Origin of the sequence: Pseudomonas sp. NY15374 (genome assembly GCF_048068255.1) — a bacterium.
GTDB classification, from domain to species: Bacteria; Pseudomonadota; Gammaproteobacteria; order Pseudomonadales; family Pseudomonadaceae; genus Aquipseudomonas; species Aquipseudomonas machongensis.
In genome coordinates, this window is sequence record NZ_JBLUPZ010000001.1 from 640,777 (window position 1) to 666,240 (window position 25,464).

General features: G+C 64.4%; 23 protein-coding genes. 5 read left to right on the forward strand and 18 right to left on the reverse strand.

What is annotated here, in order from left to right; translation table 11 throughout:
* The first annotated feature begins 51 nt into the window (after nucleotides 1-51).
* Nucleotides 52-2,124 (forward strand): putative bifunctional diguanylate cyclase/phosphodiesterase, encoded by a 2,073-nt coding sequence (locus tag ACNFHO_RS03135; protein ID WP_416765191.1) that lies wholly within the window; start codon nucleotides 52-54, stop codon nucleotides 2,122-2,124.
* Here ACNFHO_RS03135 and ACNFHO_RS03140 read toward each other — a convergent pair.
* Nucleotides 2,121-2,381 (reverse strand): DUF1652 domain-containing protein, encoded by a 261-nt coding sequence (locus ACNFHO_RS03140; protein ID WP_054890810.1) that lies wholly within the window; start codon nucleotides 2,379-2,381, stop codon nucleotides 2,121-2,123. The genes ACNFHO_RS03135 and ACNFHO_RS03140 overlap by 4 nt on opposite strands.
* A 233-nt stretch (nucleotides 2,382-2,614) precedes the next feature.
* A complete protein-coding gene (locus tag ACNFHO_RS03145; RefSeq protein WP_063545079.1) occupies nucleotides 2,615-3,262 on the reverse strand; it encodes a DUF1345 domain-containing protein in 648 nt (215 codons plus the stop codon).
* A 167-nt stretch (nucleotides 3,263-3,429) separates the two neighbouring features.
* Between ACNFHO_RS03145 and ACNFHO_RS03150 the strand changes: the two genes are divergently transcribed.
* Nucleotides 3,430-4,344, forward strand: a complete 915-nt coding sequence (locus ACNFHO_RS03150; protein WP_151924801.1) for a site-specific integrase — start codon at nucleotides 3,430-3,432, stop codon at nucleotides 4,342-4,344.
* A gap of 70 nt (nucleotides 4,345-4,414) precedes the next feature.
* On the opposite strand, the gene ACNFHO_RS03155 is transcribed toward ACNFHO_RS03150, so the two are convergent.
* From ACNFHO_RS03155 to ACNFHO_RS03165, 3 genes are all read right to left on the reverse strand, one after another.
* Nucleotides 4,415-5,002, reverse strand: coding sequence for a hypothetical protein (locus ACNFHO_RS03155; protein WP_054890807.1), 588 nt, complete (start codon nucleotides 5,000-5,002; stop codon nucleotides 4,415-4,417).
* An 89-nt stretch (nucleotides 5,003-5,091) separates the two neighbouring features.
* Nucleotides 5,092-5,478: a VOC family protein gene (locus tag ACNFHO_RS03160; protein WP_063545077.1), complete on the reverse strand. Its 387-nt coding sequence runs from the start codon at nucleotides 5,476-5,478 to the stop codon at nucleotides 5,092-5,094.
* A 109-nt stretch (nucleotides 5,479-5,587) separates the two neighbouring features.
* A complete protein-coding gene (locus ACNFHO_RS03165) occupies nucleotides 5,588-6,448 on the reverse strand; it encodes a CAP domain-containing protein (RefSeq protein WP_054890805.1) in 861 nt (286 codons plus the stop codon).
* 211 nt (nucleotides 6,449-6,659) lie between these two features.
* Here ACNFHO_RS03165 and ACNFHO_RS03170 point away from each other — a divergent pair, with 211 nt between their 5' ends.
* Nucleotides 6,660-8,873 (forward strand): TonB-dependent receptor, encoded by a 2,214-nt coding sequence (locus ACNFHO_RS03170; RefSeq protein ID WP_416765194.1) that lies wholly within the window; start codon nucleotides 6,660-6,662, stop codon nucleotides 8,871-8,873.
* A gap of 15 nt (nucleotides 8,874-8,888) precedes the next feature.
* Here the strand turns inward: ACNFHO_RS03170 and ACNFHO_RS03175 are convergent, their stop codons facing one another.
* The 6 genes from ACNFHO_RS03175 to ACNFHO_RS03200 all read right to left on the reverse strand — a co-directional run bounded on the left by ACNFHO_RS03175 (nucleotide 8,889) and on the right by ACNFHO_RS03200 (nucleotide 15,509).
* A complete protein-coding gene (locus ACNFHO_RS03175) occupies nucleotides 8,889-9,500 on the reverse strand; it encodes a cell wall hydrolase (protein WP_063545075.1) in 612 nt (203 codons plus the stop codon).
* 48 nt (nucleotides 9,501-9,548) lie between these two features.
* Nucleotides 9,549-10,466 carry an AEC family transporter gene (locus tag ACNFHO_RS03180; protein WP_054890802.1) on the reverse strand — a complete coding sequence of 306 codons (918 nt, stop codon included), beginning with the start codon at nucleotides 10,464-10,466 and terminating at the stop codon, nucleotides 9,549-9,551.
* 117 nt (nucleotides 10,467-10,583) lie between these two features.
* Entirely contained in the window at nucleotides 10,584-11,447 is an 864-nt protein-coding gene (locus ACNFHO_RS03185; RefSeq protein ID WP_063545074.1) for a LysR family transcriptional regulator, read from the reverse strand.
* Nucleotides 11,448-11,520: 73 nt separating this feature from the next.
* The gene (locus tag ACNFHO_RS03190; protein ID WP_063545073.1) at nucleotides 11,521-12,828 is read right to left on the reverse strand and encodes a substrate-binding domain-containing protein; all 1,308 of its coding nucleotides are present in this window, start codon (nucleotides 12,826-12,828) and stop codon (nucleotides 11,521-11,523) included.
* Nucleotides 12,829-12,912: 84 nt separating this feature from the next.
* The gene (locus ACNFHO_RS03195; RefSeq protein ID WP_063545072.1) at nucleotides 12,913-13,515 is read right to left on the reverse strand and encodes a cupin domain-containing protein; all 603 of its coding nucleotides are present in this window, start codon (nucleotides 13,513-13,515) and stop codon (nucleotides 12,913-12,915) included.
* 41 nt (nucleotides 13,516-13,556) lie between these two features.
* Nucleotides 13,557-15,509, reverse strand: coding sequence for an FAD-dependent oxidoreductase (locus tag ACNFHO_RS03200; RefSeq protein ID WP_063545071.1), 1,953 nt, complete (start codon nucleotides 15,507-15,509; stop codon nucleotides 13,557-13,559).
* 140 nt (nucleotides 15,510-15,649) lie between these two features.
* On the opposite strand from ACNFHO_RS03200, the gene ACNFHO_RS03205 reads away from it, so the two are divergent.
* Complete coding sequence (locus ACNFHO_RS03205) at nucleotides 15,650-16,417, forward strand: class II aldolase/adducin family protein (RefSeq protein WP_414155804.1); 768 nt, start codon at nucleotides 15,650-15,652, stop codon at nucleotides 16,415-16,417.
* Nucleotides 16,418-16,477: 60 nt separating this feature from the next.
* On the opposite strand, the gene ACNFHO_RS03210 is transcribed toward ACNFHO_RS03205, so the two are convergent.
* The 6 genes from ACNFHO_RS03210 to ribBA form a co-directional block, all read right to left on the reverse strand.
* Nucleotides 16,478-17,875 carry a purine-cytosine permease family protein gene (locus ACNFHO_RS03210; protein WP_416765196.1) on the reverse strand — a complete coding sequence of 466 codons (1,398 nt, stop codon included), beginning with the start codon at nucleotides 17,873-17,875 and terminating at the stop codon, nucleotides 16,478-16,480.
* Between the two features lie 400 nt (nucleotides 17,876-18,275).
* The gene (locus ACNFHO_RS03215; RefSeq protein WP_063545069.1) at nucleotides 18,276-19,424 is read right to left on the reverse strand and encodes an ABC transporter ATP-binding protein; all 1,149 of its coding nucleotides are present in this window, start codon (nucleotides 19,422-19,424) and stop codon (nucleotides 18,276-18,278) included.
* Between the two features lie 18 nt (nucleotides 19,425-19,442).
* Nucleotides 19,443-20,252, reverse strand: a complete 810-nt coding sequence (locus ACNFHO_RS03220; protein ID WP_063545068.1) for an ABC transporter permease — start codon at nucleotides 20,250-20,252, stop codon at nucleotides 19,443-19,445.
* 6 nt (nucleotides 20,253-20,258) lie between these two features.
* Entirely contained in the window at nucleotides 20,259-21,176 is a 918-nt protein-coding gene (locus ACNFHO_RS03225; RefSeq protein WP_416765199.1) for an ABC transporter permease, read from the reverse strand.
* Nucleotides 21,173-22,198 (reverse strand): ABC transporter substrate-binding protein, encoded by a 1,026-nt coding sequence (locus tag ACNFHO_RS03230; protein ID WP_063545067.1) that lies wholly within the window; start codon nucleotides 22,196-22,198, stop codon nucleotides 21,173-21,175. Before ACNFHO_RS03230 ends, ACNFHO_RS03225 begins: the two co-directional genes overlap by 4 nt.
* Nucleotides 22,199-22,408: 210 nt before the next feature.
* Nucleotides 22,409-23,521, reverse strand: a complete 1,113-nt coding sequence (ribBA, locus tag ACNFHO_RS03235) for a bifunctional 3,4-dihydroxy-2-butanone-4-phosphate synthase/GTP cyclohydrolase II (protein WP_414155556.1) — start codon at nucleotides 23,519-23,521, stop codon at nucleotides 22,409-22,411.
* A 77-nt stretch (nucleotides 23,522-23,598) separates the two neighbouring features.
* Between ribBA and ACNFHO_RS03240 the strand changes: the two genes are divergently transcribed.
* Nucleotides 23,599-23,892: a DUF1330 domain-containing protein gene (locus tag ACNFHO_RS03240; RefSeq protein ID WP_063545065.1), complete on the forward strand. Its 294-nt coding sequence runs from the start codon at nucleotides 23,599-23,601 to the stop codon at nucleotides 23,890-23,892.
* Between the two features lie 76 nt (nucleotides 23,893-23,968).
* Here the strand turns inward: ACNFHO_RS03240 and ACNFHO_RS03245 are convergent, their stop codons facing one another.
* Complete coding sequence (locus ACNFHO_RS03245; protein ID WP_054890789.1) at nucleotides 23,969-25,381, reverse strand: purine-cytosine permease family protein; 1,413 nt, start codon at nucleotides 25,379-25,381, stop codon at nucleotides 23,969-23,971.
* Nucleotides 25,382-25,464 lie beyond the last annotated feature (83 nt).

Sequence of the window (25,464 nt, forward strand, 5' to 3'; positions counted from 1 at the left end):
AAAATCCTCCGCCTTTTCCGGGCCCTTCCTCGCCCTCTGCCGGAACTTGAAATGCTGACAGGTAGCTACTCCTCTTCGCTGGTGTTGATCTCGCTGTGCGTGGCCATCCTGGCATCCTACACCGCACTCGACCTCGCAGGCCGCATCGCCACCGCCAAGGGTCGCGCGGTGTATCTGTGGATGGGCGGCGGGGCGCTGGCGATGGGAACCGGCATCTGGTCGATGCACTTTATCGGCATGCTGGCCTTCGAGTTGCCCATCGAGCTGGGCTACGACCTGGGCTTGACCGCGCTGTCACTGCTGATCGCCGTGTTGTCTGCAGGCTTTGCCTTGTGGTTGGTCAGCCAGCCGCGATTGAGTTGCCCGCAGGTGGGGTTGGGTGCGCTGTTCATGGGTACCGGCATCGCCTGCATGCACTACACCGGCATGGCTGCCTTGCAGATGCTGCCCGGGATCGACTACGACCCAACGCTGTTCGGTGCTTCGCTGGCCATCGCCGTGGGCGCCTCGGCGGCAGCCTTGTGGATTGCCTTCCGCCTGCGCAGGCAGACGCCGTACGTTCGGCAGATCCGCGGTGCCGCAGCGGTGCTGATGGGGGTTGCCATCGTCGGCATGCACTATACCGGCATGGCGGCGGCCAACTTCCCCGTGGGCAGTTACTGCGGTGCGCTGGTCGGCGGGTTGTCTGGTGACTGGCTGGACTATGCAGTACTGATCACCACCCTGGCAGTGCTGGCGGTGGCCTTGCTGACGTCGGTGCTGGACGCGCGCCTCGAATCCCGCACCGCGGAACTTGCGCGCTCATTGACCCAGGCCAACCAGGAGCTGACACAACTGGCCCTGCATGACACCCTGACCGGGCTGCCGAACCGTACCTTGCTGGCCGACCGTATCGAGCAGGCCATGGCCAAGGTGACAGAGCAAGGCGGTTGCTTTGCGCTGATGTTCATCGACCTGGACGGGTTCAAGCCGGTCAACGATGCCTTTGGCCATCATGTTGGCGATCAGTTGCTCAAGGCCGTGGCTGCGCGGTTGCGCGGGCATCTGCATAGCCAGGACACCCTGGCGCGGATTGGCGGTGACGAGTTTGTCCTGCTGGTCGAGTTGCAGGAGACCGACGATGCCGTGGGCGTGGCGGACAAGCAGGTCAATCTGGTGGCCAGGCCGTTCCGCGTGGCAGACCACGACCTGCAACTGTCGGCAAGCGTGGGTATCGTGCTCTATCCGGGTAATGGCCAGGACCAGCACGAACTGTTGCGCAACGCCGATGCGGCCATGTATCACGCCAAGAGTGCCGGGAAGAATGGCTACAGTTTTTTCGACACCTCGATGAACAGCAATGCCCGCCAGCAACTGCAATTGCTGCAGGACCTGCGCGCGGCGCTCGAGCATGGCCAGTTCCGCCTGTATTACCAACCCAAATTCGACGCGCACCAATGCACGCCGATCGGCGCCGAGGCCTTGTTGCGTTGGGAGCACCCCCAGCAAGGGATGTTGCTACCGGACCGTTTCATCTGCCTGGCGGAGAAGACCGGCCTGATCATCCCCATCGGCGAATGGGTGCTGGGCGAGGCCTGTCGGCAGATGCGCCTGTGGCTGGATCAGGGCCATGAACATTGGCGCATCGCGGTGAACCTGTCGGCCATCCAGTTCTGCCATTCAGGGTTGGTCGACAGTGTCGCCCGGGCCCTGGCCGATAACGGCCTGCCGGCCAACCGCCTGACCCTGGAGATCACCGAGACCACCGCCATGCGCGATGCCGATGCCAGCCTGACGGTGTTGCAGCGCCTGTCCGACATGGGCGTCGATTTGTCCATCGACGACTTCGGCACGGGCTATTCCAGCCTGATGTACCTCAAGCGTCTGCCGGCGAACGAACTGAAGATCGACCGCGGTTTTGTCCGCGACCTGGAGCATGACAGCGACGATGCCGCGATCGTCTCGGCGATCGTTGCACTGGGGCAGGCGTTGGGCTTGCGGATCGTGGCCGAGGGCGTTGAAACCGACCGTCAGCAGGACTTCCTGACCCGCTTGGGCTGCGACTCGTTGCAGGGTTACTTGCTGGGGCAGCCGGTACCGGCCGAGCAGTTCATGCAAGGGCTGAAGCAGGGCGAGGAGGGTTAACCGGCGTCGCGCAGGGTAGGGAAGGGCATGAACGCGTCCATCTCGGCTTCGACTGCCTCGATGATGCGCTCCACATCTGCCGCGGCCATGATCGCGGCGCAGGGAATACCAGCGATGGCCAGTACGGTTTCGCCGGTGGCCCGGTCGAACAACCGCGCGACCATGCTGCGGGGCGCATCCATGCTGGCCTCGAAGCCCAGGGGGTGGAAATGCCAGCGCATTACCTGGCAGGCGTTGGGGAACGTCATCTTGTTCATGCCAGCCTCCATTTCCGGGTATTCGGGCGCCTGGTCGTTGTACGGCGAAACCTAAACATAGCAGCTACGGCGCCAGTGTCGCGCAGCGAAGATGACAAATTGGCGAATGCTTGACCCAGGTCACATCCATGCGGCTCTGGTAAACCAGCCGCGGCCATGCGTGCAAACGTTTTCCTCGTGGCTTGGCGAGGAACGGCTGCGAGCTTGAGCGACCTGCGCTTTCAGACCAGCGGTCAACTGAGCAGGCCGGCAGCGATATTGATGGTGAAGCCCAGGATCGCGGTGTTGAACACGAAACCGACCAGGGAGTGGGCCAGTACCACCCGGCGCATGCCGCGGCTTGCCACGCCGATGTCGGAGGTCTGGACCGCGACACTGAGGGTGAAAGCGAAATAGTGGAAGTCCCAATAGTCGGGGTTGCGCTCGCCATCGGCGAAGCGCAGAGGGGGTTCCTTGCGGCTGTCGGTGTAGAACAGCCGCGCATAGTGCAGGCTGAAGATACAACCGATCAGCAACCAGGATCCGGCCACGGTCAGGCCGGTATACAGGTAGTGCAGGGCCTGCGCGCTACCGTGCAGGCCGCGGCTGGAGGCCAGTTGCAGGGTCACGGCGACCAGGCTGGCAATGGCAGCGATGCACACGGTAAACAGCACCAGGCCTGCGTTCTCGTCCTCGATGTTGGCCACCTTGCGCACGGTCTGCGATGTGGCGCGCCAGGTCAGCCACAGCACCAGCGCCAGGTACAGCCAGACGCCAAGGTTCCAGCCGGCGAGAAAACGTTGGGTCCAGTCGTCTGCGGGAATCAGCCAGCCGCCGAGCAGGCCGACGAGCGTGGCAAGGGTCAGGCGTGGGTGGGTGTGGGTCAGGCGGTAGAAAGCCATGGGCGCTCGGCGGTGGTGAGTTGCCTTCCACTTTAGCCTGCACCAGGTGATGTTGTATCGCCACGTGTTCGATCCGAACTCGATCATCAGGTACCATCCGCGTTCGCCATCAATAAAAGCCTTGCGTATCAAGGTGATGACTCGCTTCACGCAACAGGATCCACGTTTTGACCGATTCCCTGCACAATCCCTTGCTGCAGTACCTGGCACGCCTGGCGCCCTCCAGCCAGTTGACCATGCGCTATATCCTCCAGGATGCCGCCGACCGGCTGGGGTTCGCCGACTGTGACATCGCCGCGGTGCCCTGGCACCTGATCGAACCTGGCCACGTCATTGCCCTGGTGGCGGCCTTGCGTGCCGATGGTTTTGCGCCCAACACGTCCTCGCTGTACGTCAATGCCGTGCGCGGGGTGATGAACGAGGCCTGGCGCCAGGGCCTGATCGACCACGAGCATCTGCTCAGGATTCGCGAGGTCAAGCCTGCGAGTGGCACGCGCCTGCCGCCGGGGCGCAACCTGCGTCGCAGCCTGATCCGTGAGCTGATGGACGTGTGCGCTGCCGATCCGCGGCCGCAAGGTGTGCGCGATGCGGCGATCATCGCCTTGCTGTACGGCACCGGCATGCGCAAGTCCGAGTCGGTGGACATTGACTTGTGCGATGTCGATTTCCACGAGCGCAGCCTGCAGGTGCTGGGCAAGGGCAATCGGCAACTGGTCAAGTACGCCCCGGCCTGGGCCTTCGACAAGCTGCAGGCCTGGCTCGACCTGCGCCGCGCGCAACTGCCGGAGGGCACGGGGGACGATCCCTTCCTCTTCAACCGGATCCGCCGGGGCAGCCATATCACCCGTGCGCGCATCACCAAGCATGCGATCTACTACATTGCCCGCCAGCGCGGCGCGCAGGTGGGGGCGAAGATCATGCCGCACGATTTTCGTCGGGCGTTCATTACCCGGGTGATCGAAGAGCACGATCTGTCGATTGCCCAGAAACTCGCCCACCACGTGAATATCCAGACCACGGCAGGTTATGACCGCCGTGACGACAACGAGCGGCGGCGGGCGGTGGACCGGTTCGACTATTGAGGTCAGCGTTTCGCCCCGGCCCGCGTCGGTGAGTACCAGTGCCAGCAGGAGCTCCCCGAGGGGGCAAGGGTCAGTGCGGGATGACGGAGGGCACTTCGTCGCCACCCAGCGAAAAGCGATACCCGGTGTCGATCTCGGGGGCGGGCCGCTGGCAGTGGGTGCGGCTGAGCAGGAATTCAAACGCCGGCTCGTACAACCCGTCACGCACCACTGCGCCGGCAAGGACCTCGACCTGGTACCAGCCGTTGTCGAGTTCGATCATCGGCCGGCCTGGCACCTGATAGCGGGCCATGAAGTCGCCAAGGGTCTTGTTGGTGAAGTGCTGCAGCATGCGCCAGGTGAAAAGCATCAGCGCACGGTTCTCCACGTGCAGCACGTAGCCTGCGCGGCGGTGTGCCACGCGATTGCCGGCTTCGAGCAAGGCCGGGGTTCGTTCGTCAAGGCTGAAGATGATGCGGTAGGGCAGGTTATCGATGCCCGCCAGAGGCAGTACCACGCCTTCGAGCACGGCGCGGTCGCCGCTGTCGGTGCTGGTGAATTCGCGGGCAAGGTCGTCGGGTAGCGCGTTTTCATCCTTGAAGCGCGCCAGGCGCTGGATGTCGCCGACGAGGAAATAGTCGACCAGGTCGTTCAGGACTTCGCTGAATTCGTAGCGCATCGGCTTTTCCTTGTTCTATGTGCGCTGGCGGGTAAACAGAATGTAGCGGATGCCGTGGGGGCTGTCGCCTCTACCGCATTGCGCCGTGATCAATGGCGTTGGGCGATCTGGATCAGGTTGCCGCAGGTATCGTCGAATACCGCCACGGTGACGGGCCCCATTGGCGTAGGTGGCTGGGTGAACAGGACGCCGCCCGCGTGCAGGCGCGTGTATTCGGCCTGGATATCACGCACTGCGAAGGAGGTGGCCGGGATGCCGTCGGCCTTGAGTGCAGCCTTATAGGTTTTGGCGGCCGGATGGGCGTCGGGCTCGAGCAGCAGCTCGACACCATTGGGGTCGTTGGGGGAGGTGAGGGTGAGCCAGCGGTACCGGCCCATGGCGATGTCTTCTTTGGGCTGGAAGCCCAGAACGTGATGATAGAAAGCCAGGGCCTTGGCCTGGTCGTCGACGAGGATGCTGGTGACTACGATCTTCATAGGCTGCACCGTTCCTGAGGGACGTACCTTGAAGTAAAGACGCTGTACGGCATTTGACCAGTCTTATGGCGTCAGGCGCCGACGCCGCTACGCACCCCTTGTATCCGCCTCACTGCGGCGACCCGAACATTGCTGTCCAGTAGATCCCCGCATCGCTCTTGGGGTCCACGGCATAGGCGGCGCCCAGTTCGCGGTAATCGGGGTTCATCAGCGTTGCGCAGTGGCCAGGGCTGGCCAGCCAGCCATCGACCACCTTGCGTGGCGTGTCGCGGCCGGCAGCGATGTTTTCGCCGATCTGCTGGTAGAGATACCCGGCAAGCTCGGCCCGGTCACCCGGCGTGCGACCCTCTCGGTCGATATGATCGAAGAAGTTCTGGTTGGCCATCGCCCGCGTGTGGTTGGCGGCGGCACCGGCCAGCGTGGCATTCCAGCTCAGGGCCGGTGCCGCGGCGAAGGGCTGCCCGCCGCATTGGCGCGGGATCTTGCGCGCGGCATTGACCTCCTGCAGCAGTTTCTGACCCTCTGCCTGCCAGTCACCCAGACGCCCGCTGAGCAGCGGGCGCGCCAGCACGATGCGCCAGTCGCGGCCTTCCTGGCTGACACCGATATCCACGAACTGCGGGTCGAGCACCACCTGGCAGAAGCTTTCTTCGATGGCGTGCATCGCCGCCTTGGCATCCCGTGGCCCGGACAGGCTGATGGCCTGGACGTTGACCATGGGGTAGGCGGCACGGGTCATGGCCTGCTGCAGGTCGCGGGTGCCTTCCGGCGACAGCGCCAGGCGGGTGTCGCTGTTGAGCGGCGGCAGCTCCAGCGAGCCTGCGGCGCCGCAGCGCTGGGCCTGGCTGCGGTAGGCATTGATCGACTCGATCAGTTGCGCTTCGTCGCCGCTGATCGCCTGGGCACTGGTGGAAATGACCAGGCCGAGTGACAGGGCGCCAAGGCAGGCAACAGATGACAGGACGCGCATCAAGAATCTCCCTATGACTGGCAGCGACCTCGTGTTGGCGCTGCCCATCCTACACAAGCCGTAGGCTGTTGGTCTCGTCTTGTGAGTTGCAGTAAACCACCGGCAACCGATAGTTGCGGCAAAAGAGGCAGTAGACCGGCGAAGGGCGAAAAAGTGCGATTGGTTGGAAATAATTCGCAATATCCATTATAAACACGACTCACTCGCAATCATGCATGCCAGGAAGGCGCTCCATTCACCTCATCGGGAGCCTTTCACGGCACGTTCCTGTCCTTTTCGTCCGACCCTGCTCGCCCTCTGCTGTTCCCTTGGCGTTGCCGCCCATGCCGCTGACGCGCCGCTGGAGCTCGACGCCACCGCCATCAATGCCGATGCCGTCAAGGCGCCTCGCACCCAGTTGCCGGAGGCCTTCGCAGGTGGGCAGGTGGCCCGTGGCGGGCAGATGGGCGTGCTGGGCAACCAGGACATGATGGACGTGCCGTTCACCATGACCAGCTACACCTCGCAGTTGATCGAGGATCAGCAGGCCGAGGATATCGGTGATGTGCTGCTCAATGACCCATCGGTGCGCCAGTCGTTCGGCTTTGGCAACCAGTCCCAGGTCTTCGTGATCCGCGGCCTGCCGTTGAGCGGCGACGATGTGTCGTTCAACGGCTTGTATGGTGTGCTGCCGAGGCAGATGATCTCCACCGACGCGGTAGAGCGGGTCGAGCTGTTCAAGGGCCCCAACGCGTTCCTCAACGGTGCCAGCCCTACCGGCACCGGCCTTGGCGGCAACGTCAACTTGCAGCCCAAGCGCGCCGGCGACACGCCGATCCGGCGCTACACCCAGGACATCAGCAGTGATGGCCGGGTGGGTGAGCACCTGGACATCGGTCAGCGTTTCGGTGAGGACAACCGTTTCGGTGCGCGCCTGAACCTGTCCCAGCGTGAAGGCGAAACCGCCGTGGACGACCAGGACCAACGCAGCAAGCTGTTCGTCGCCGGGCTGGACTACCGTGGTGACCAACTGCGCCTGTCGGCCGACATCGGTTACCAGAAGCAGCGCGTCAATCACCTGCGCAACTCGGTGCGCCTGGGGTCGGCGGTGACCAGCATCCCGCGCGCGCCGAGCGCCGATCACAACTACGGCCAGGACTGGTCGTGGACCGAAACCGAAGACACCTTCGGCATGCTGCGCGGCGACTACGACTTCAACGAGAACTGGAGCGGGTACATCAGCGGTGGCGTCAAGCACACCCGTGAGAACGGCTTCTACGGCACGCCGGTCCTCACCAACGCTGCCACGGGCGCCGCGACCATCGGCGGTTCGCAGATCCCGCACAACGAAGACAACACCAGCCTGATGGCCGGTATCAACGGCCGCTTCCAGACCGGCCCGGTGAGCCACCAGCTGAATCTCGGTGCGGCGAGCATCTGGACCCAGCAGGAAAACGCCTATGTGTTCTACAGCTCGCAGAACACCAACATCTTCAACACCAACCCACTGCCCAAGCCGACGACGCCTACGCTGGTCGGTGGCATGCTCGATGACCCGGGCGTGACCGGCAAGACCCGCAACCGCAGCCTGGCGTTGTCCGATACCGTGGGCCTGTTCGACGACACGCTGCTGCTCACCGCAGGCGTGCGTCGCCAGCAACTGCGCGTCGAAGGCTATGCCTACCGCGGCACGGGGGTGGACGCCGGACGCACTGCGTTCTACGACGAAGCGGTCACCACGCCGGTGTATGGCATCGTCTACAAGCTCAACCCGTCGGTCTCGTTGTACGCCAACAGCATCCAGGGCCTGGCCCAGGGCGCCACGGCGTCGGGGCAGGTGGTCAACCTCGGTGAGGTGTTCCCGCCGGCCAAGACCAAGCAGATCGAGGCGGGCATCAAGTTCGACCGCCAGACCTACGGTGCCAACCTGGCGGTGTTCCGTATCGAGCGGCCCACCGATGGCTACGTGCAGGGCAATCTTTATGTGCAGGACGGCGAGCAGGTCAACAAGGGCGTCGAACTCAGCGTGTTTGGCGAGCCGGTGCCGGGCCTGCGCCTGATGGCCGGTGGTACGCGCATGGACACGGAACTGAAGAACACCCAGAACGGCACCAACGATGGCAACCACGCGGTGGGTGTCCCGACCTTCCAGCTCAATGCCAGCGTCGACTGGGACGTGCCAGGGCTCGACGGCGTGGCGCTCAATGCACGCATGCTGCGCACCGGCGGGCAGTACGCCAACCCGGCCAACACCCTGAGCCTGCCGACCTGGAACCGTTTCGACGTCGGTGCGCGCTATCGCTTCAAGGTGCAGGAAAAAGACATCACCTTGCGCATGAACGTCGAAAACCTGACCGACAAGAACTATTGGGCCTCGGCCAACGGCGGTTACCTGACCCAGGGCGACCCGCGGTTGGTGAAGTTCTCCGGGACCCTCGATTTCTGATGGCCCGTCGTCGCGCTAGCGCGCCAGTGCCTGGTTGGGCTTGTAGAAGATGAAGTGCGTGGTCTGCGCTGTGCGCCGATAGGCCTTGGCCCAGTCTGGCCGCACAGTGCGATCATGGAAGTACAGCGCTCCGGCGGTGCTGTCCTGCAACTGCTGGTTCAACGCCTTGCGCGCGATTTCCTTGGCGACCCCGTAGCGCTCCTTTTCCTCGACCTGGTCAGGGCGCCCGTCGCACCACCAGGAGAACTGGCAGCTCTTGCTCTCGACGCCTTGCTTGACCACGCCGCAGATGGTGTCGGGGAAGCCGTCCTTGCCCAGGCGGTTGAGCACGACGCTGGCGACTGCCTTCATGTCTGTCTCGTCGGCGCCCTTGGCTTCCCAGTAGAGGGTGCGGGCAAGGCAGGTAATGCTGTCGTCCAGCGGCGCCTGCCCGGCCGGGTCCACGGCCTGCACCTCGGTGGGGGTGATCTTCTCCGGCGCCTTGGGTGGCGGGGCGTCGTTTACCACTTTTTGTTCGAGCGCCTGGGCCTTGTCTTCGGCGACTGCAGCCTTGGCGCTCTCGGCGGCATGCAACGGGCCTGCGGGCAGGGCCAGGAACAGGCTGATGACCATCCACGAGTGGCGCATGATCGGGCTTCCGCGTCAGTGAGCTGACTCCATTCTAGCCAAGCGGCTTCAACTTAGCGTGAGGCTGAGCATCAATGGCAGGGTGGCTGCTGCAGCGACGGTCTGCAACGCGATGATGGTCGCCATCAGCGGCGCGTTGCCCCCCATCTGCCGGGCCATGACGTAGGACGACGACGCGGTGGGCAGTGCCTGGAACAGCACGGCCACCACGGCGGCCTGGCCGCTGAGACCGAGCAGGCGACACAGGCCGAAGGTGGTCAGTGGCATGACCAGGAACTTGAACGCCGAGGCGGCCACCAGGGGCTTGACCTGCTGGCCCATCCGCGCGCCGCCCAATGCCGCTCCGACGCACAGCAACCCAAGGGGCAGGGCGGCCTGGCCAAGGGCCTTGACCGTCGGTTCCAGGCCCGCCGGCAGGCCAAGGCCGGTGACCCGCAGCAGCAGGCCAGCCGCACAGCCCACGATCAACGGGTTGGCGAAAATCGCCCGCAGCACGGTGAGGGGAGAGCTGTGGCGAGCGCTGAATCGGGCGAACACCAGTACGCAAAGCAGATTGACCAGCGGCACGATTGCCGCGTTGGCCACGGCCGCCAGGGCGATGCCGGCGCTGCCGTAGATGCCTGCCGCCAGGGTCGCGCCGATGTAGTTGTTGAAGCGTATGCCGCCCTGGAACACCGAGGTGAAATCAGCGCCATCGTGGCCTGCTGCGCCCTGGTAGAGCACCAGCAGGAGCGCGCCGGCCAGGGTCGAGAGCATCAGCACGCCGACCATGCCGAACACCGGTACACCCTCCAGGTTGGCGGTGGCGAGGCCATGCAGGAACAGCGAGGGCAGCAGCACGTAGTAGCTCAGGCGCTCGGCGCCGGGCCAGAAACCCTCCGCGAGAAAACCGCGCACCCGCAACAGGGTGCCGAGGGCGATCAGCAGGATGATGGGCACCAGGGTGGTGAGGAGCAGGGGCAGCATGGTCGCGGTTCCGTGGTCGGGTACCGGCACAGGTTAGCGGGGTGAGTCAGCAGAAAAAAACGTTGTTTTCTGCATTCACTGTTGAGGAAAACTGCATGGTTGTAGGTGGCTGCGTGATCAACTGCCCAAGGCGGTCTTGAGCACCGCGCTCAGGTGCCGGCGCTGACTCTTTTCATGTTCCAGCAACACCACGTGGCGACTCAATTGCGGCTCGCCAAAGGGCAGCACGGTGGCGGGCGGCAGCCGTTGCAGGTCATCGTCGCTCATCGGGATGATCGCCACCCCGAGGCCCATTGCCGCCATGCGTGCCAGGGCTTCCTGGCTGTCCAGCTCCATCTGCTCGCTGACCTGCAAATGCTGGCGGCGCAGTTCCTGTTCGATCTGCCGGCCCGCCCAGGCGCGTTTGTCGAAGCGCAGGAACGGTTGGCTGGCGAGCAGTTGCGCCAGGCTTTGCCCGGCCAGATCGGGGCTGGCCACAGCCCAGAAACGGTCCGAGAACAGCGGGCTGAACTGCAGGCTCTGCGGGTAGGGGCTGACCGGTTCGGTGGTGATGGCGGCGTCCAGTTCACCGTCTTCGATCCGCCGGGCCAGCTCTGCGGACATGCCCGAGACCACGCTGATGTGCAGATGTGGATGGTGCGCCTTGATCCACACCAGCGCCTTTGGCAGGCGTCGGGCGAGCACGGTATGGATCGCACCGATACGCAGCCGACCACGCAGGCTCGGGCCGCTGGCCAGGGTGTCGGCCAGCTCGTCGTAGGCAGTGAGAATGCTTTCGGCCCGCGCCACGGCCAATTGCCCGGCTTCGGTGAGTGTCACCTGGCGGCGGCTGCGGTCGAACAGCGGCACTTGCAGTTCGTCCTCGAGCGTCTTGATGTGCAGGCTGACCGCCGAAGGGGTCAAGCTCAGCAGGTCGGCGGCGCGGGCGAAGGTGCCGTGGCGGGCGATGGTGACCAGGGTACGCAGGGCTTTGAGGGACACGCGACGGTTCTCCTGCACAGGAATGCCCGGCACGGTACGCGCATCGCGCCTCTGGGGGCAAGCGCCAGGCGGGTCAGTAGACCCAGACCTCGACCCGGCGATTGCGCAGGCGTCCCTGTTCCAGGTCGTTGTCGGCCACCGGCAGTTCATCACCCATGCCGGTGACATCCCGGATCTCCACGCCATTGCGCGCCAGTTCGCGGCGCACGGCCATGGCGCGCAGGCGCGAGAGCAGGGCGGCGCGGCCGGGTGTTTCCTTGGGGTCGCCAAACCCCACCAGTACCGTTTTGTCATGCAGCTTGCCGGCCTGACGCAGGTAGTCGCTGACCCGCTGTACATCGCGCAAGGCCTTGTTGTCGAGGCTGGCGCTGCCTTCCTGGAAACGGAAGTTGACGCTCAGGCGCTGGGCCTCTGCAGCCAGGGCACGGTATTGCGCGGGCATCTGGGCCTGTACCGCGACCGGCACTGCCTTGACCTGCTGCGAGACAAAACCCTGGGCGGCGACAATGGCCTGGCCGGCTGCGCTCTGGGTGAATTCGGCCAGGGCCTTGGCCTGAGCACTCGGGTGAGTCGGCAGATAGAAGAACAGCCGCCGCGACAGTGGATAGTCTTCGCTGGCCACGGCTGCACGGGTTGGCAACAGGGCTGGAGCATCGCCCTCGGCGATGGCCAACAGCTTGGCGCCATGCACGGTGGTCAGGCTGCTGAAGCCGATGGCCGCAGGATCGGCCTTGACCCGTTCGGCCAAGGCGTCGCCGGATTCGAAGCGTTTGGCCCGTGGCGAGAGCTCCAGTGCCTGCGGTTGCAGAACCAGGGCGCGAAAGGTTTCGAAGGTGCCGGAGCGGTCGTCACGGGCGTACAGGTGAATGGGGCCGCCCGCTACGCCGAGTTGCTCCCAGCGTTGGATCTGGCCAGAGAAGACCTGTGCCAATTGTGCGGTACTCAACTGCTGCAGGCGGTTGTCGGGGTGCACCATGACCGCGACGCCGTCCAGGCCGATCACCTGCTCGCTGGCCGCGCTGCGCAGGTCGCCCAGACGTTGCAGTTGCTGGGCTTCCTGGTCGGAGATAGGGCGCGAGGCGGCGGCAAGGTCGGCTTCGCCGCTGTCCAGGGCACTGAAGCCGGTGCTGGAACCATGTGCGGCGATATTGATCAGCAATGGCTGGCCCTGGGCGTCGCGGGCACGGATGTCAGTCTCGTTGGGCCGTTTCCCACGTTCGCTGCGGATGTCTTGTGCACCTTGGCTTTGCAGCAGCCCGCGCACCAGCGCAGGGCCCAGTGCTGCGCCAATGGTGTTGGAGCCCTGGATACGCAGTGTGGCGGGCTCCGCCTGAGCCAGCAGGGGTAGCAGGCAGAGCAGAACAGCGAGAGGGCGGGGCATGCCGGGATCCTTGAGGCACAGGTATGTCCGGCAGATTACGACAGGGGTGTGAATGGAAAATGACGATCAGGCGCAGGCGATCGTTCAGAAGGTTGGCGGCGTGATCACCCAGATGACCACCGTGTCCACCTCGCCAGGGTTGCCATAGCGGTGTGGCTCCTGGCTAGGGAAACTGAAGCTGTCGCCTTCTTCGAGCAGGAAGTGGCGTTCGCCTACCCACAGCTCGAAACGCCCTGACAACACATAGCCGGCTTCCTCGCCTTCGTGGCTGTAGCTTTCCTGGCTGTAGGCGCCCGGCGGGAAGCGCGAATGCAGCATCTCCAGCTGGCGGTTGGGTTGCGGGGTGAGCAACTGGTCGACCACGCCATCTTCGTAATGCACGCTCAGGCGGCTTTGCCTGCGCACCACGAAGCCTTGGTCCTCGGGCGCGGTGCTGGCTTCGCTGGCGAAGAACCACTGGATGGTCACGCCCAGGCTGCGGGCGATGTTGAACAGCGCCGGGATCGACGGGTATGAAAGGTTGCGTTCCAGCTGGCTGATGTAGCCGGCGGTCAGCTCGCTCAGACGGGCCAGCTCCGCCAGGGTCATGCCGCGGCGCTTGCGCAGGCCGCGGATGCGGGAACCGAGGAACTGCGGGGCGGCAGTGCCGCCTTCGGCGAGTTGCGGGACGAGGGGACGCTGGCTCATCAAGTGTCGGTCCATCGGCAAAACCGGGAGTATGACCAGCCTCAGAGCGACCAGGCAACCGCCAGGCCGTCATGGATCGCCTCTTCAGCGGTTCGCGGGGCCAGGCAGTCGCCGATGCGCCGTACTTCGACCAACCCGGCCAGCTCCTGGGCCAGGGTGTCGACAGGCTGGTGACCCAGGCACAGCACCAGGGTGTCGATCTGTTCGAAGATCATGGGCTCGCCACTGGCGGTGTGTTGCAGGTACACGGTGTTGTCGTCGGTGCCGTAGAGGCGGGCGTAGGGGGTGATGGGGATCCCGAGGCGGTGCAGTTCCCCGGCCATCTGGTCACGTACGTAGAGCGGCAGGCTCTCGCCGCAGTGAGTACCGTTGACCGCCAGTTGCACGTGATGGCCTTCACGCACCAGGCGTTCGGCGATGCCCGGGGCGATCCAGTCGCAGCGCCAGTCCAGCACCAGCACCGAGCGCCCCAGGGCGTGCTCGTTGCGCAGCACCTGCCAGGCATCCACCACCTGCAACTCGCCGCTGCGCTCGAATGCAGGCCAGTAAGGGGTGGCGCCGGTGGCTGCGATCACCAGGTCTGGCCGTTCGCGCTCGACCAGCGCGCGGTCTACGCGGGTATTGCGTACCACCTGCACGCCGGCCAGTGCCAGTTCGCGCTGCAGGTTGGTGCTGGCGCCGCCGAACTCGCTGCGCCGCGGCAGCAGTTGCGCCAGCAGCACCTGGCCGCCGAGCTGCGGGCCCGCTTCATACAGCGTCACCTCATGGCCTCGGGCGGCGGCGACGATGGCCGCCTTCATGCCTGCCGGGCCACCACCGGCCACCAGGATGCGCTTGCGCAGGGGCGCGGGTGTGACGCTGCCGTACTGCAGTTCGCGACCGGTTTCCGGGTGCTGGATGCAGGAGATCGGCAGGCCACGGTGGAAATGGCCGATGCAGGCCTGGTTGCAGGCGATGCAGGCGCGCACGTCCTCGACACGGCCTTGTTCGGTCTTGGCCGGCATCTGCGGGTCGCAGATCAGCGCACGGGTCATGCCGCACACATCGGCCTGGCCGCGGGCGAGCATTTGTTCGGCTTCCTGTGGCTGGTTGATACGGCCAGTGACGAACAGCGGGATGTCCAGGCGCGCCTTGAAACTGCCGGCTTCGCGGGCCAGGTAGGCCGGCTCGATGGCCATCGGCGGGACGATATGCACCGCGCCACCCAGGGTGGCCGAGGTGCCGGCGACGATGTGCAGGTAATCGACCTGGTTCTGCACCGCGATGGCGGCCGCCAGTGATTCGTCTTCGCTCAGCCCTTCGCTGTCGCGTTCGTCAGCGCTGATGCGCAGGCCGACGATGAACTGTTCGTCAGTGGCTGCACGCACCGCCGCCAGCACTTCGCGCAGAAAACGCAGGCGGGCTTCGAGGTTGCCGTTGTAGCCATCGGTGCGACGATTGACGCGTGGGTTGAGAAACTGCGCGGGCAGGTAACCATGGCTGGCCACCACCTCGACGCCATCCAGCCCGGCCTGGTGCAGGCGCCGGGCTGCACTGGCGTAGCCCTGGACGATTTCGTCGATCATCGGCTGCTCCAGGGCGCGCGGCATCACGCGAAAGCGCTCGTTGGGCACCGCCGAGGCCGAGTAGGCCACCGCCAGCAAGCCATCGGCCGATTCCATGATCTCCCGGCCGGGATGGAACAACTGCGACAACACCACGGTGCCATGTGCATGACAGGCCTGGGCAATGCGCCGGTAGCCGTCGATGCAGGCATCGTCGGTGGCCATCAGCACGTGAGAGGTGTAGCGCGCACTGTCGTGCACCCCGGCGACCTGCAGCACGATCAGGCCAGCGCCGCCCTCGGCGCGGGCGCGTTGATAGGCGACGAGCTTGTCGTTGACCAGGTTGTCGGTGGGCAGACAGGTGTCATGACCACTGGACATGATGCGGTTCTTCAGGCGTTTGCCACGGATCTGCAAGGGTTCGAACAGGTGAGCGAAGGCAGTCGACATGCGTGCGGGCTCCAGCGTGCGTTCTTGTTTTTTTCATGGAAGTGTACCTTCAGTAAAAAATCAACTTGTTTTTTTACTTTGGCGGGACTAGCTTCGGCTCATCCCCTCGTACCGGGGTAAGCTCGTCCCACAAGAACAACCTGGATGACACCATGCACCCCAGCGAACGTACCCTGCGTGAGGAACTGGCCGCCTGTTATCGGCTGATTGCGCATTTCCGCATGACGGACCTGATCTTCACGCACATCTCGGTGCGCATACCCGGCCCCGAGCATCATTTTTTGATCAATCCCTACGGCCTGCTGTTCGAGGAAATCACCGCGTCCAACCTGGTGAAGATCGACTTGCAAGGGCGCGCCGTGGAGGCGTCGCCGTACCCGGTCAATCCGGCGGGCTTCGTCATCCACAGCGCCATCCACGGCGCACGCGAGGATGCCCAGTGCGTATTGCACACCCACACCCGCGCCGGGTGCGCGGTGGCGGCGCTCGAGTGCGGGCTGCTACCGGTCAACCAGATCTCCATGGAGTTCTACGGCAAGGTTGCTTACCACGACTATGAAGGCGTTGCCCTGGACATGGACGAGCAGCAGCGCCTGGTCGCCGACCTCGGCGACAAGCCGGTGATGATCCTGCGCAATCATGGGTTGCTGACGGTGGGACGCACGGCGGGCGAGGCGTTTCTGCGCATGTTCTATCTGGAGAAGGCCTGCGAGATTCAGTTGGTGGCGCAGAGCGCCGGGAAGGTGGTGCTGCCATCGCCCGAGGTCTGCGCGCATACCGAGCGGCAGTTCAATGCCCCGGCACGGCCGCTCAAGCCCGGTGAGTTGGCGGACCCGGATGCCATGGGGCTGGCCTGGGGGGCGCTGTTGCGGTTGCTGGAGAAAGTGGCGCCGGATTATCGGGACTGACAGCAGGAGCGGCCTTGTGTCGCGAAAGGCCGCTCCTGCAAAAGACTGCGCTGGCGTCGGTCAACGTGCCTGGGGTTCGATCAGCTGCGCCGGCGCTTGCTTGGCCTTGCCCCGGGCAACCCAGTAATACAGCACGCTAGGCACCATCAACCCGATCAGCCACGACACATCGACGCCGCCCAGGTGCGCAACCATGGGCCCGGTGTACAGCTTGGTGTCGATGAAGGGCATCTGGATCAGCACTCCGATGCTGTAGACGATGATGCCGGGCCAGTTCCAGCGGCCATAGCGTCCGTCGGGATCGGCCAGGGCAGGGATGTCGTAGCGCTCGCGGGTGATGAAGTAGTAGTCCACCAGGTTGACCGCGCTCCAGGGCACGAAGAAGGTCAGCAGGAACAGGATGAACGACTTGAATGCACTCAGGAACGAATGCTGGCCGAGCAGGGCCACCAGCGTCGCTGCACCCACGATGCCCAGCACGAACAGCAAGCGCTGCAGGCGGCTGATCTGCAGGCTGCCGCGAAAACCGCTGATGATCGTGGCGATGCACATGAAGCTGCCGTAGCTGTTGAGGGTGGAGATGGTCACCTTGCCGAAGGCGATGGCGAAGTACAGCAGCGCTGCGGTGGTACCGGCGCCGCCCAGGCCGACGATATAGGCCACTTCACGCCCCGAGAACTGGCCGCCGGCAATGGCGGCGGCGAACACGCCGAGGATCATCGATGCCTGGGCGCCGATCACCGAGCCCAGGCCGGCGGCGAGAAAGGTCTTCAGCGCGGAGGTGTTGCTGGGCAGGTAGCGTGAATAGTCGGCGACGTAGGGGCCGAAAGCGATCTGCCATGAGGCGGCCAGCGATACCGCCAGCAGGAACGAGGCCCAGGTGAAGTGGCGGTTGTCCAGCAGTTGGCCGATATCGGCGAGCAGCAGGATACGGCTGAACAGATAGACGAACGCAATGATCCCCAGCACGCTGGCCACGCGGCCGATCCAGTGGATCACGCGGTAGCCGGCGAGGGTGGCCAGCACGATCACGCCGGCGAAGATCAGGATGCCGGCGCTGTCGCTGACGCTTAGCAACTGGCCGATGGCCTGGCCCGACAGTACCGTGCCGGTGGCGGTGAACCCCAGGTACATCAGGCACACCAGCACCATCGGGATGGCCGCGCCATAGACGCCGAACTGCACGCGGCTGGAGATCATCTGCGGCAGCCCCAACCGCGGCCCTTGGGCTGCGTGCAAGGCCATGACCGCTCCGCCGATCACCTGGCCCAGCAGCAGGCCGATCAATGACCAGAACACATCACCGCCGAGCACGACGGCGAGGGCGCCGGTCACGATGGCGGTGATCTGCAGATTGGCTCCCAGCCACAGGGTGAACTGGCTGTACACGCGTCCATGGCGTTCAGCTTCGGGAATGTAGTCGATCGAGCGCCGCTCGATCACGGGCTTGCTGGACATGTGGGGCTCCGCTTGTTTGTTGTTGTAGGGCGGCAAGGGCAACCAGAGGAATGACTTCGCTCTTATATCATCATGTATATACAAGATGGTCAATGCATAGAAATCGACTTCTGCAGGAGTGGCCTCGTGTCGCGAAAGGGCCGTGCAGCAGCCCCCGACATGCTGTATCTGCATCGAGCGTCAGTAGCGCAATGGAAGGCAGAACAGGTGGCGAAGAGGCCGAAACGAGCGAAGCGGGTCATTAACCCGCGAAAAAGACACCGCGCTGCCTGGCACGGGCCACGCCCGTGTGCGCGGGACAAGTCGCGGCGGCGAACCGCCGCTCTCACAGGGATTGGGTTAGACCTTTAGATTTTGAGCAAGACAGAATTTCCCACCGCGGCGTGCTGCGAAGAGGCCCTCAGTGTGCGCCGGCAGCCTTGCTCAGGTCGCTCTCGGCCCACTCGGTGTACACGCAGGCATCGGCCACCGCCCAGCGTACCTTGACCGTATCGCCTGACTGCATCGGCATGCCTGCCGCCGATAGCGCCTTGACCGTCATTTCGGTACCGCCTGCCGTCACCACGTGACAGGTCTGGCTTTCGCCGAGGAACAAGACCTCGCCGACCTTGGCGCTCACTTCATTCCAGCCTGCCGGCAGCGGTTCACGGGTCGCCTGTTCGGCGCTCAGCGCCAGGGCCTTTTCCGGGCGAACCATGATCAGCGCATCCTGACCTGCGGCCAACCCCGAGGTCAGGCGAATGGCCAGCGACTGGCCCTCGAACGCCGCCGCGCCATGGCTGCTGGCGGTGACCCGGAGGAAGTTGGAGTTGCCCAGGAACGAGGCGACGAACGCGTTTGGCGGGTTCTGATAGAGGTCGTAACCGCTGCCCAGACCGACGATCTTGCCGTGGCTGAAGATGGCGATGCGCTGGGACAGGCGCATCGCTTCTTCCTGGTCGTGAGTGACGTAGACGATGGTGATACCCAGGCGCCGGTGCAGCTGACGCAACTCGTCCTGCAGGTCTTCGCGCAGTTTCTTGTCCAGGGCACCGAGGGGCTCGTCCATCAGCAGGATGCGTGGCTCGTACACCAGCGCTCGGGCGATCGCCACGCGCTGTTGCTGGCCGCCGGAGAGCTGGGCCGGGCGCCGGTGTGCGAAGGTTTCCAGCTGCACCAGCTTGAGCATGGCGTCGACGCGCTTGGCGATCTCGGCGCTGCCCAGCTTGCGGATGGCCAGTGGGAAGGCGATGTTGTCGCGCACGCTCAGGTGCGGGAACAGCGAGTAGCGTTGGAACACCATGCCGATGTCACGCTTGTGCGGCGGCACGTTCACCAGCGAGCGGCCTTCGACCAGGATCTCGCCGCTGCTGGGGGTCTCGAAGCCGGCCAGCATCGACAGGGTGGTGGACTTGCCCGAGCCGCTGGAGCCGAGGAAGGTGAGGAATTCGCCGTCCTGGATGTCCAGGCTGATGTTGTCGACCGCGGCGAAGTCGCCGTAGTGCTTGTTCAGGTTGCGCAGGGAGACCAGGGTCTTGCCGTGCGCGGCTTCTTTGATGACTGCACTCATTATTGTTGTCTCCGGCACTCAGGCGTTGGTTTCGTTGCGGCGGCGCAGGGCGCTGGCGATGAACATGACCAGCAGCGACAGCCCGATCAGCAGTGTCGAGGCGACGGCGATCACCGGGCTCAGGTCCTGGCGCAGGGTGGTCCACATCTTCACTGGCAAGGTCTGCAGGTCGGGGCTGGCCATCATCACGCTGAGCACGACCTCATCCCACGACACCAGGAAGGCGAACAGGCCGCCGGCGATCATGCCCGGGCGGATGGCCGGGAAGGTGACCTTGACGATCGCCTGCAGCCGCGAGGCGCCGCAGATCACCGCGGCATCCTCGATCGACTGGTCGAACAGCTTCAGCGAGTTGATGATCGAGATGATGGTGAAGGGCAGGGCGACGATCACGTGGCTGACCACGAAGGCGAACAGCGTGCCGGTATAGCCCAGCTTCAGGAACAGCGCGTAGACCGCGACCGCGATGATCACCAGCGGCACGATCATCGGCATGGTGAACAGGCCATAGAGCAGTTCGCGCCCGGGAAAGCGCCCGCGTACCAGGGCGAAGGCGGTCGGCAGGCCCAGGGCCACGGCGGCGAAGGTGGTCAGCACAGCCACCTTGAGGCTGGCCAGCGCGGCGTCCATCCACTCGGGGTTGGAGAAGAACTGGTCGTACCATTTGAAGGTCCAGCCGGGGGGCGGGAACACCAGCCATTGGGAGGAGCCGAACGACAGCAGGACGATGAACACCACCGGCAGCAGCAGGAAGGCGGCGATGATCCCGGTGGTCAGGTACAGGCCGGTGCGCAGCGGGCGACCCATGGCGTTGGGGGACAGGAGCATGAAGGATTACCTCGCATTGCCGACCGGGGATTCCGGCTGCAGCTTCAGGTACAGGTAGAAGAGCACCAGGGTGATCACCACCAGCAGTGCCGCGGCGGCGCTGGCCAGCCCCCAGTTCAGGAACGACTGCACCTGCTGGATGATGAACTCGGGCAGCATCATGTTCTGCGCACCGCCCAGCAATGCCGGGGTGACGTAGTAACCGAGCGACATCACGAACACCATCAGCGCACCCGAGAACAAGCCTGAACGGCACAACGGGATGAACACTTTCCAGAAATTGGTCCAGGGGCTTGCACCGCAGATCGAGCCTGCCTGCAGCACCATCGGGTCGATGGCCTGCATGGTCGCCTGCAGTGGCAGCACGATGAACGGGATCATGATGTAGCTCATGCCGATCACTACACCGGTGAGGTTGTGCACCATTTCCAGCGGCGCATCGATGATGCCCAGCGCCATCAGCAGCTTGTTGATCACTCCCGAGCCTTGTAGCAGCACCAGCCAGGAATAGGTGCGGGCCAGCAGGCTGGTCCACATGGACAGCAGCACGATGTTCAGCAGCCAACGCCCCCAGCCACGAGGCACCAAGGTGATCGCCCAGGCCAGCGGAAAGCCCAGCAATACGCTGATCACCGTCACCAGACCCGCCACCGAGAAGGTGTTGAACAGCACCCGCGCGTAGGCTGAGTTGGCGAACAGCTGCTCGTAGTTGCCCAGCCCAGGCACCGGCTCCAGCACCCCACGCAGCAGCAGGCCGATCAATGGCGCAAAGAAAAACAGGCCGAGGAACAACAAGGCCGGCAGCAGGTTGCGACTGCCACGCAAGCGCTGGCTCAGTGGCGGGCGGCGCACGGCCGCTCGCGGGGCTCCGGTGCCGGGGTCGGCACCCTGGGCATTGTGCAGGGCGTTGATGGCGACTTTCATTTGACCAGCCACTCATTCCAGCGCGCAGCGATTGCCTGGCCGTTCTTGGCCCAGTAGGCGAAGTCGAGGGTGACCTGGTCCTGGGCGTAGGCGGTTGGCAGGTTGGGTGCGAGTTTCTTGTCGAGCTCGGCGACGCTGTCGAGGTTCACCGGGGCGTAGGCGGTAAGGTTGGCGAAGTCGGCCTGGCCCTTGGCGCTGCTGGCGTTGGCCAGGAACTTCATGGCCGCGTCCTTGTTCTTGGCGCCCTTGGGAATGACCAGGAAGTCGGCCATGACCAGGTTCTGCTTCCAGCTCACGCCCACCGGGGCACCATCCTGCTGCAGCGCGTAGACGCGCCCGTTCCAGAACTGCCCGAGCGCGGCTTCACCGGAGGCCAGCAATTGCTGGGACTGGGCACCGCCTCCCCACCAGACGATGTCTTTCTTGATGGTGTCGAGTTTCTTGAAGGCGCGGTCCAGATCCAGCGGGTAAAGCTTGTCGGCAGGTACGCCGTCGGCGAGCAGGGCCAGCTCCAGCACGCCGGGGCTCGGCCACTTGTACAGCGCACGCTTGCCGGGGTAGGTCTTGGTGTCGAACAGCGCGCTCCAGTCGACCGGCTTGTTGGCCCCAAGCTTGCCCTCGTTGTAGCCGAGCACGAAGGAGAAGAAGAACGAGCCGACGCCATGGTCGGAGACGAAGCGCGGGTCGATGCGATCACGCTGGATGGTGGAGAAGTCGAGGGGTTCGAGCAGGCCTTCGCTGGCGGCACGCAGGGCGAAGTCGGCTTCGACGTCGACCACGTCCCATTGCACGTTGCCGCTTTCGACCATGGCCTTGAGCTTGCCGTAGTCGGTCGGGCCGTCCTGTACGACCTTGATGTTGCTGCCCTTGCTGAAAGGGTCGGCCCATGCCTGTTTCTGGGCGTCCTGGGTGGTGCCGCCCCAACTGACGAAGTTGAGGCTGTCGGCGGCCTGGGTGGCCTGGCAGGCCAGTGCCAGCAGGCTTGCGGACAGCACAGCGGTGACTCGTTTGCTCAACAGCATGGTTACGCCCTCGTTGCTTTTGTTATTCGAGGCGGGCTTTTGTCGCGCCCGCCAACTGTGTTCGGGAGCAGCTATCTCAGGTAATTCGTGGCCGTTGTGTGATTGTAGGTGCGGCCGGCAGATTCAAGGTCTACGGGATATCATATTATGGTATTCCAAGCTTTTGGCAAGCGTTCGGTGTTACCAGTCATCCTGTCGGTGACGCAAGAATCAGTGAGCTTCGAATGGAAGGCTCTGCACCACTTCCAGCTCATACCCCGCCAGCCCTGCGTACTTGAGCGGTGGGCCCAGGTGGCGCAGTTTGCCCACGCCCAGGTCCTGCAGGATCTGGGCGCCGGTACCCACCTCCGAGTACACCTTCGACTGCCCGCGCTGGTAGGGGCGCTGTGGCTGGGTGAGTTGCGGCACGCGTTCGAGCAGGGCCTGGGAGGATTCATGGTTGGCGAGGATCACCACCACGCCGGCACCCTCTGCTGCGACCCGCTCCAGCGCCGCCCACAGCGTCCAGTTGGCAGGGCCTGCATATTCAGCGCCGACCAGGTCGCGCAGCGGATCGATGACATGCACGCGTACCAGCGTCGGCTGCTCGCGGCGAATGTCGCCCATCACCATGGCCATGTGCACGCCACCTTCGATACGGTCCTCGAAGGTCACCAGTCGGAACGTGCCGTGGACCGTTGGCAACTCGCGCTCGCCAATGCGCTTGACCGTCTGTTCGGTGCTCAGGCGATAGTGGATGAGGTCGGCGATGGTGCCGATCTTGATGCCGTGGCGCTCGGCAAACAGCTCCAGGTCCGGGCGGCGGGCCATGGTGCCGTCGTCGTTGAGCACTTCGACGATCACCGAGGCCGGTGCGAAGCCTGCCAGGCGCGCCAGGTCGCAACCGGCTTCGGTGTGTCCGGCGCGGGTCAGCACGCCGCCTTCACGGGCGCGCAAGGGGAAGATGTGGCCAGGCTGGACCAGGTGCTCGGGGCGGGCGTCCGCGGCCATGGCGGCGGCCACGGTCCGCGCGCGGTCGGCGGCAGAGATGCCTGTGGTGACACCGCTGGCGGCCTCGATCGATACCGTGAACGCCGTGCTGAATACGCTGCCGTTGGTCGGTACCATCTGCTCAAGGCCCAGGCGTTGGCAGTGTTCGTCGGTCAGCGTCAGGCAGATCAGGCCGCGTGCTTCGCGGGCCATGAAATTGATCGCTTGCGCATCACAGCGCTCGGCGGCGATCAGCAGGTCGCCTTCGTTCTCCCGGTCTTCGTCGTCCACCAGCAGCACCATCTTGCCCTGGCGGTAGTCTTCGAGAAGGTCTTCGATGCTGTTGAAAGCCATGCTGCACGCTCACTGTGGTCAGGTGATTTTTATGGTATACCATAATACACAAATAACCCTGTACAGGAGAGCGACGGATGAAGGCTTATTGGATCGCCCATGTGGACGTTACCGACCCGGAGCAGTACCAGCAGTACACCCAGCGTGCGCCGGCGGCGTTCGTGGCATTTGGCGGGCGCTTTCTGGCCCGCGGTGGCAAGAGCGAGGCGATGGAGGGAAGGGTGACGCCGCAGCGCAGCGTGGTGATCGAATTCGACTCGTACGAGCAGGCGCTGGCCTGCTACCGGTCTGATCTGTATCAGGAGGCGTGCCGACATCGGCAGGGAGTGGCCAAAGCCGAGGTGATCATCGTCGAAGGGTTCGAGCCGTAGAGTCGCCCGATTTAGCCGAGAAAGGGCAGCACAAAAACCAGCTAGCCCTGCACAAATGCAGGGCTAGCGCTATGCATCAATGTCCGGCAGCGAGCTTGGCACCCACCTGGCGACGACGGTAGGCGCTGTCACGGCTGGCCAGCCACCAGTACAGCGGCGTGGTCACCGCCAACCCGACCAGCCACGACAGGTCGGCACCATTGATGTGTTCCGATACCGGCCCTACGTACAGCGGCGTGTTCATGAACGGAATCTGCACCACGATCCCGACGGCGTAGGCAATCAGCGCCTGCGGGTTGTAACGACCGTAGATCCCACCGTCGACCTTGAAGATCGACTGGATGTCGTACTCGCCCTTGTGGATGGCATAGAAGTCGATCAGGTTGATCGCGGTCCACGGCACCAGCACGACCAGCAGCACCAAGACCATGTCGACGAAGTGCCCAATGAAGTCGGACGAGGCGAAGACTGCCACCACACTGCACGCGGCCAGCACGATCAGCGAGAGCACGGCGCGGGTCTTGGCGGTCGGGATCCAGCGATAGGCGAAGGTCTGCACCAGGGTGATGATCGACAGCACCGCACCATACAGGTTGAGCGCGTTGTGGCTGATCACGCTGAGCAGGAACAGCACCAGCATCAGCGGGCCGATGGCGCCGGTGGCCAGCTTCACGGCGTCCATGGTGTCCATCCCGGCGGGGATCGCCAGCACGGCGACTGCGCCGAAGATGAACGACAGGCTCGAACCCAGGGCTGAGCCCAGGTAGGTGGTCCAGAAGGTCGACGACACTTTCACGTCGGCTGGCAGGTAGCGCGAGTAGTCCGACACGTATGGGGCGAAGGCGATCTGCCACAGCGCCGCCAGCGACACGGTGGCCAGCCAGCCGGAGATGTTGAAGCTGCCGCGGGTCAGGAAGTCATCGCTCTGCACGTGCGTGAAGATGTAGCCGAAGCCGACCACGATGCCGATGCCCAGCACCCAGGTGCCGATGCGGTTGAGCACGTGGATGAAGCGGTAGCCGATGATGCCGATGATCCCCGAACCCAGGGCGCCGATGACGATGCCTACCGGCACCGGCACGCTTTCGACCACGCCATGCAGCGATTTGCCGGCCAGCACGATGTTGGAAGCGAAGAAGCCGATGTACATCACCCCCGCGATCACCACCACCAGCAGGGCGCCGAGGGTGCCGAACTGGGCGCGGCTCTGGATCATCTGCGGGATGCCCATCTGCGGGCCCTGGGCCGAGTGCAGGGCCATCAGCACACCGCCGACCAGATGGCCGACCAGGATGGCGACGATGCCCCAGATCAGGTTGAGGTGGAACAGCTGCACGCCCAGGGCGCCGGTGACGATGGGCAGCGGCGCGATGTTGCCGCCGAACCACAGGGTGAACAAGTCCTTTACCTTTCCATGGCGGTCTTCGGGGGGCACGTATCCGATCGTGTGTTTTTCTATGAGAGGTGCCGATGTGGCTGCGCTGGTCATGACGGACTCCAAGGCAAGGATGGGCACTTCACAGGTGCCCGGATGCGCGTCGGCAAAAGGCGACGCTTTCTTGTTGGAAGCGA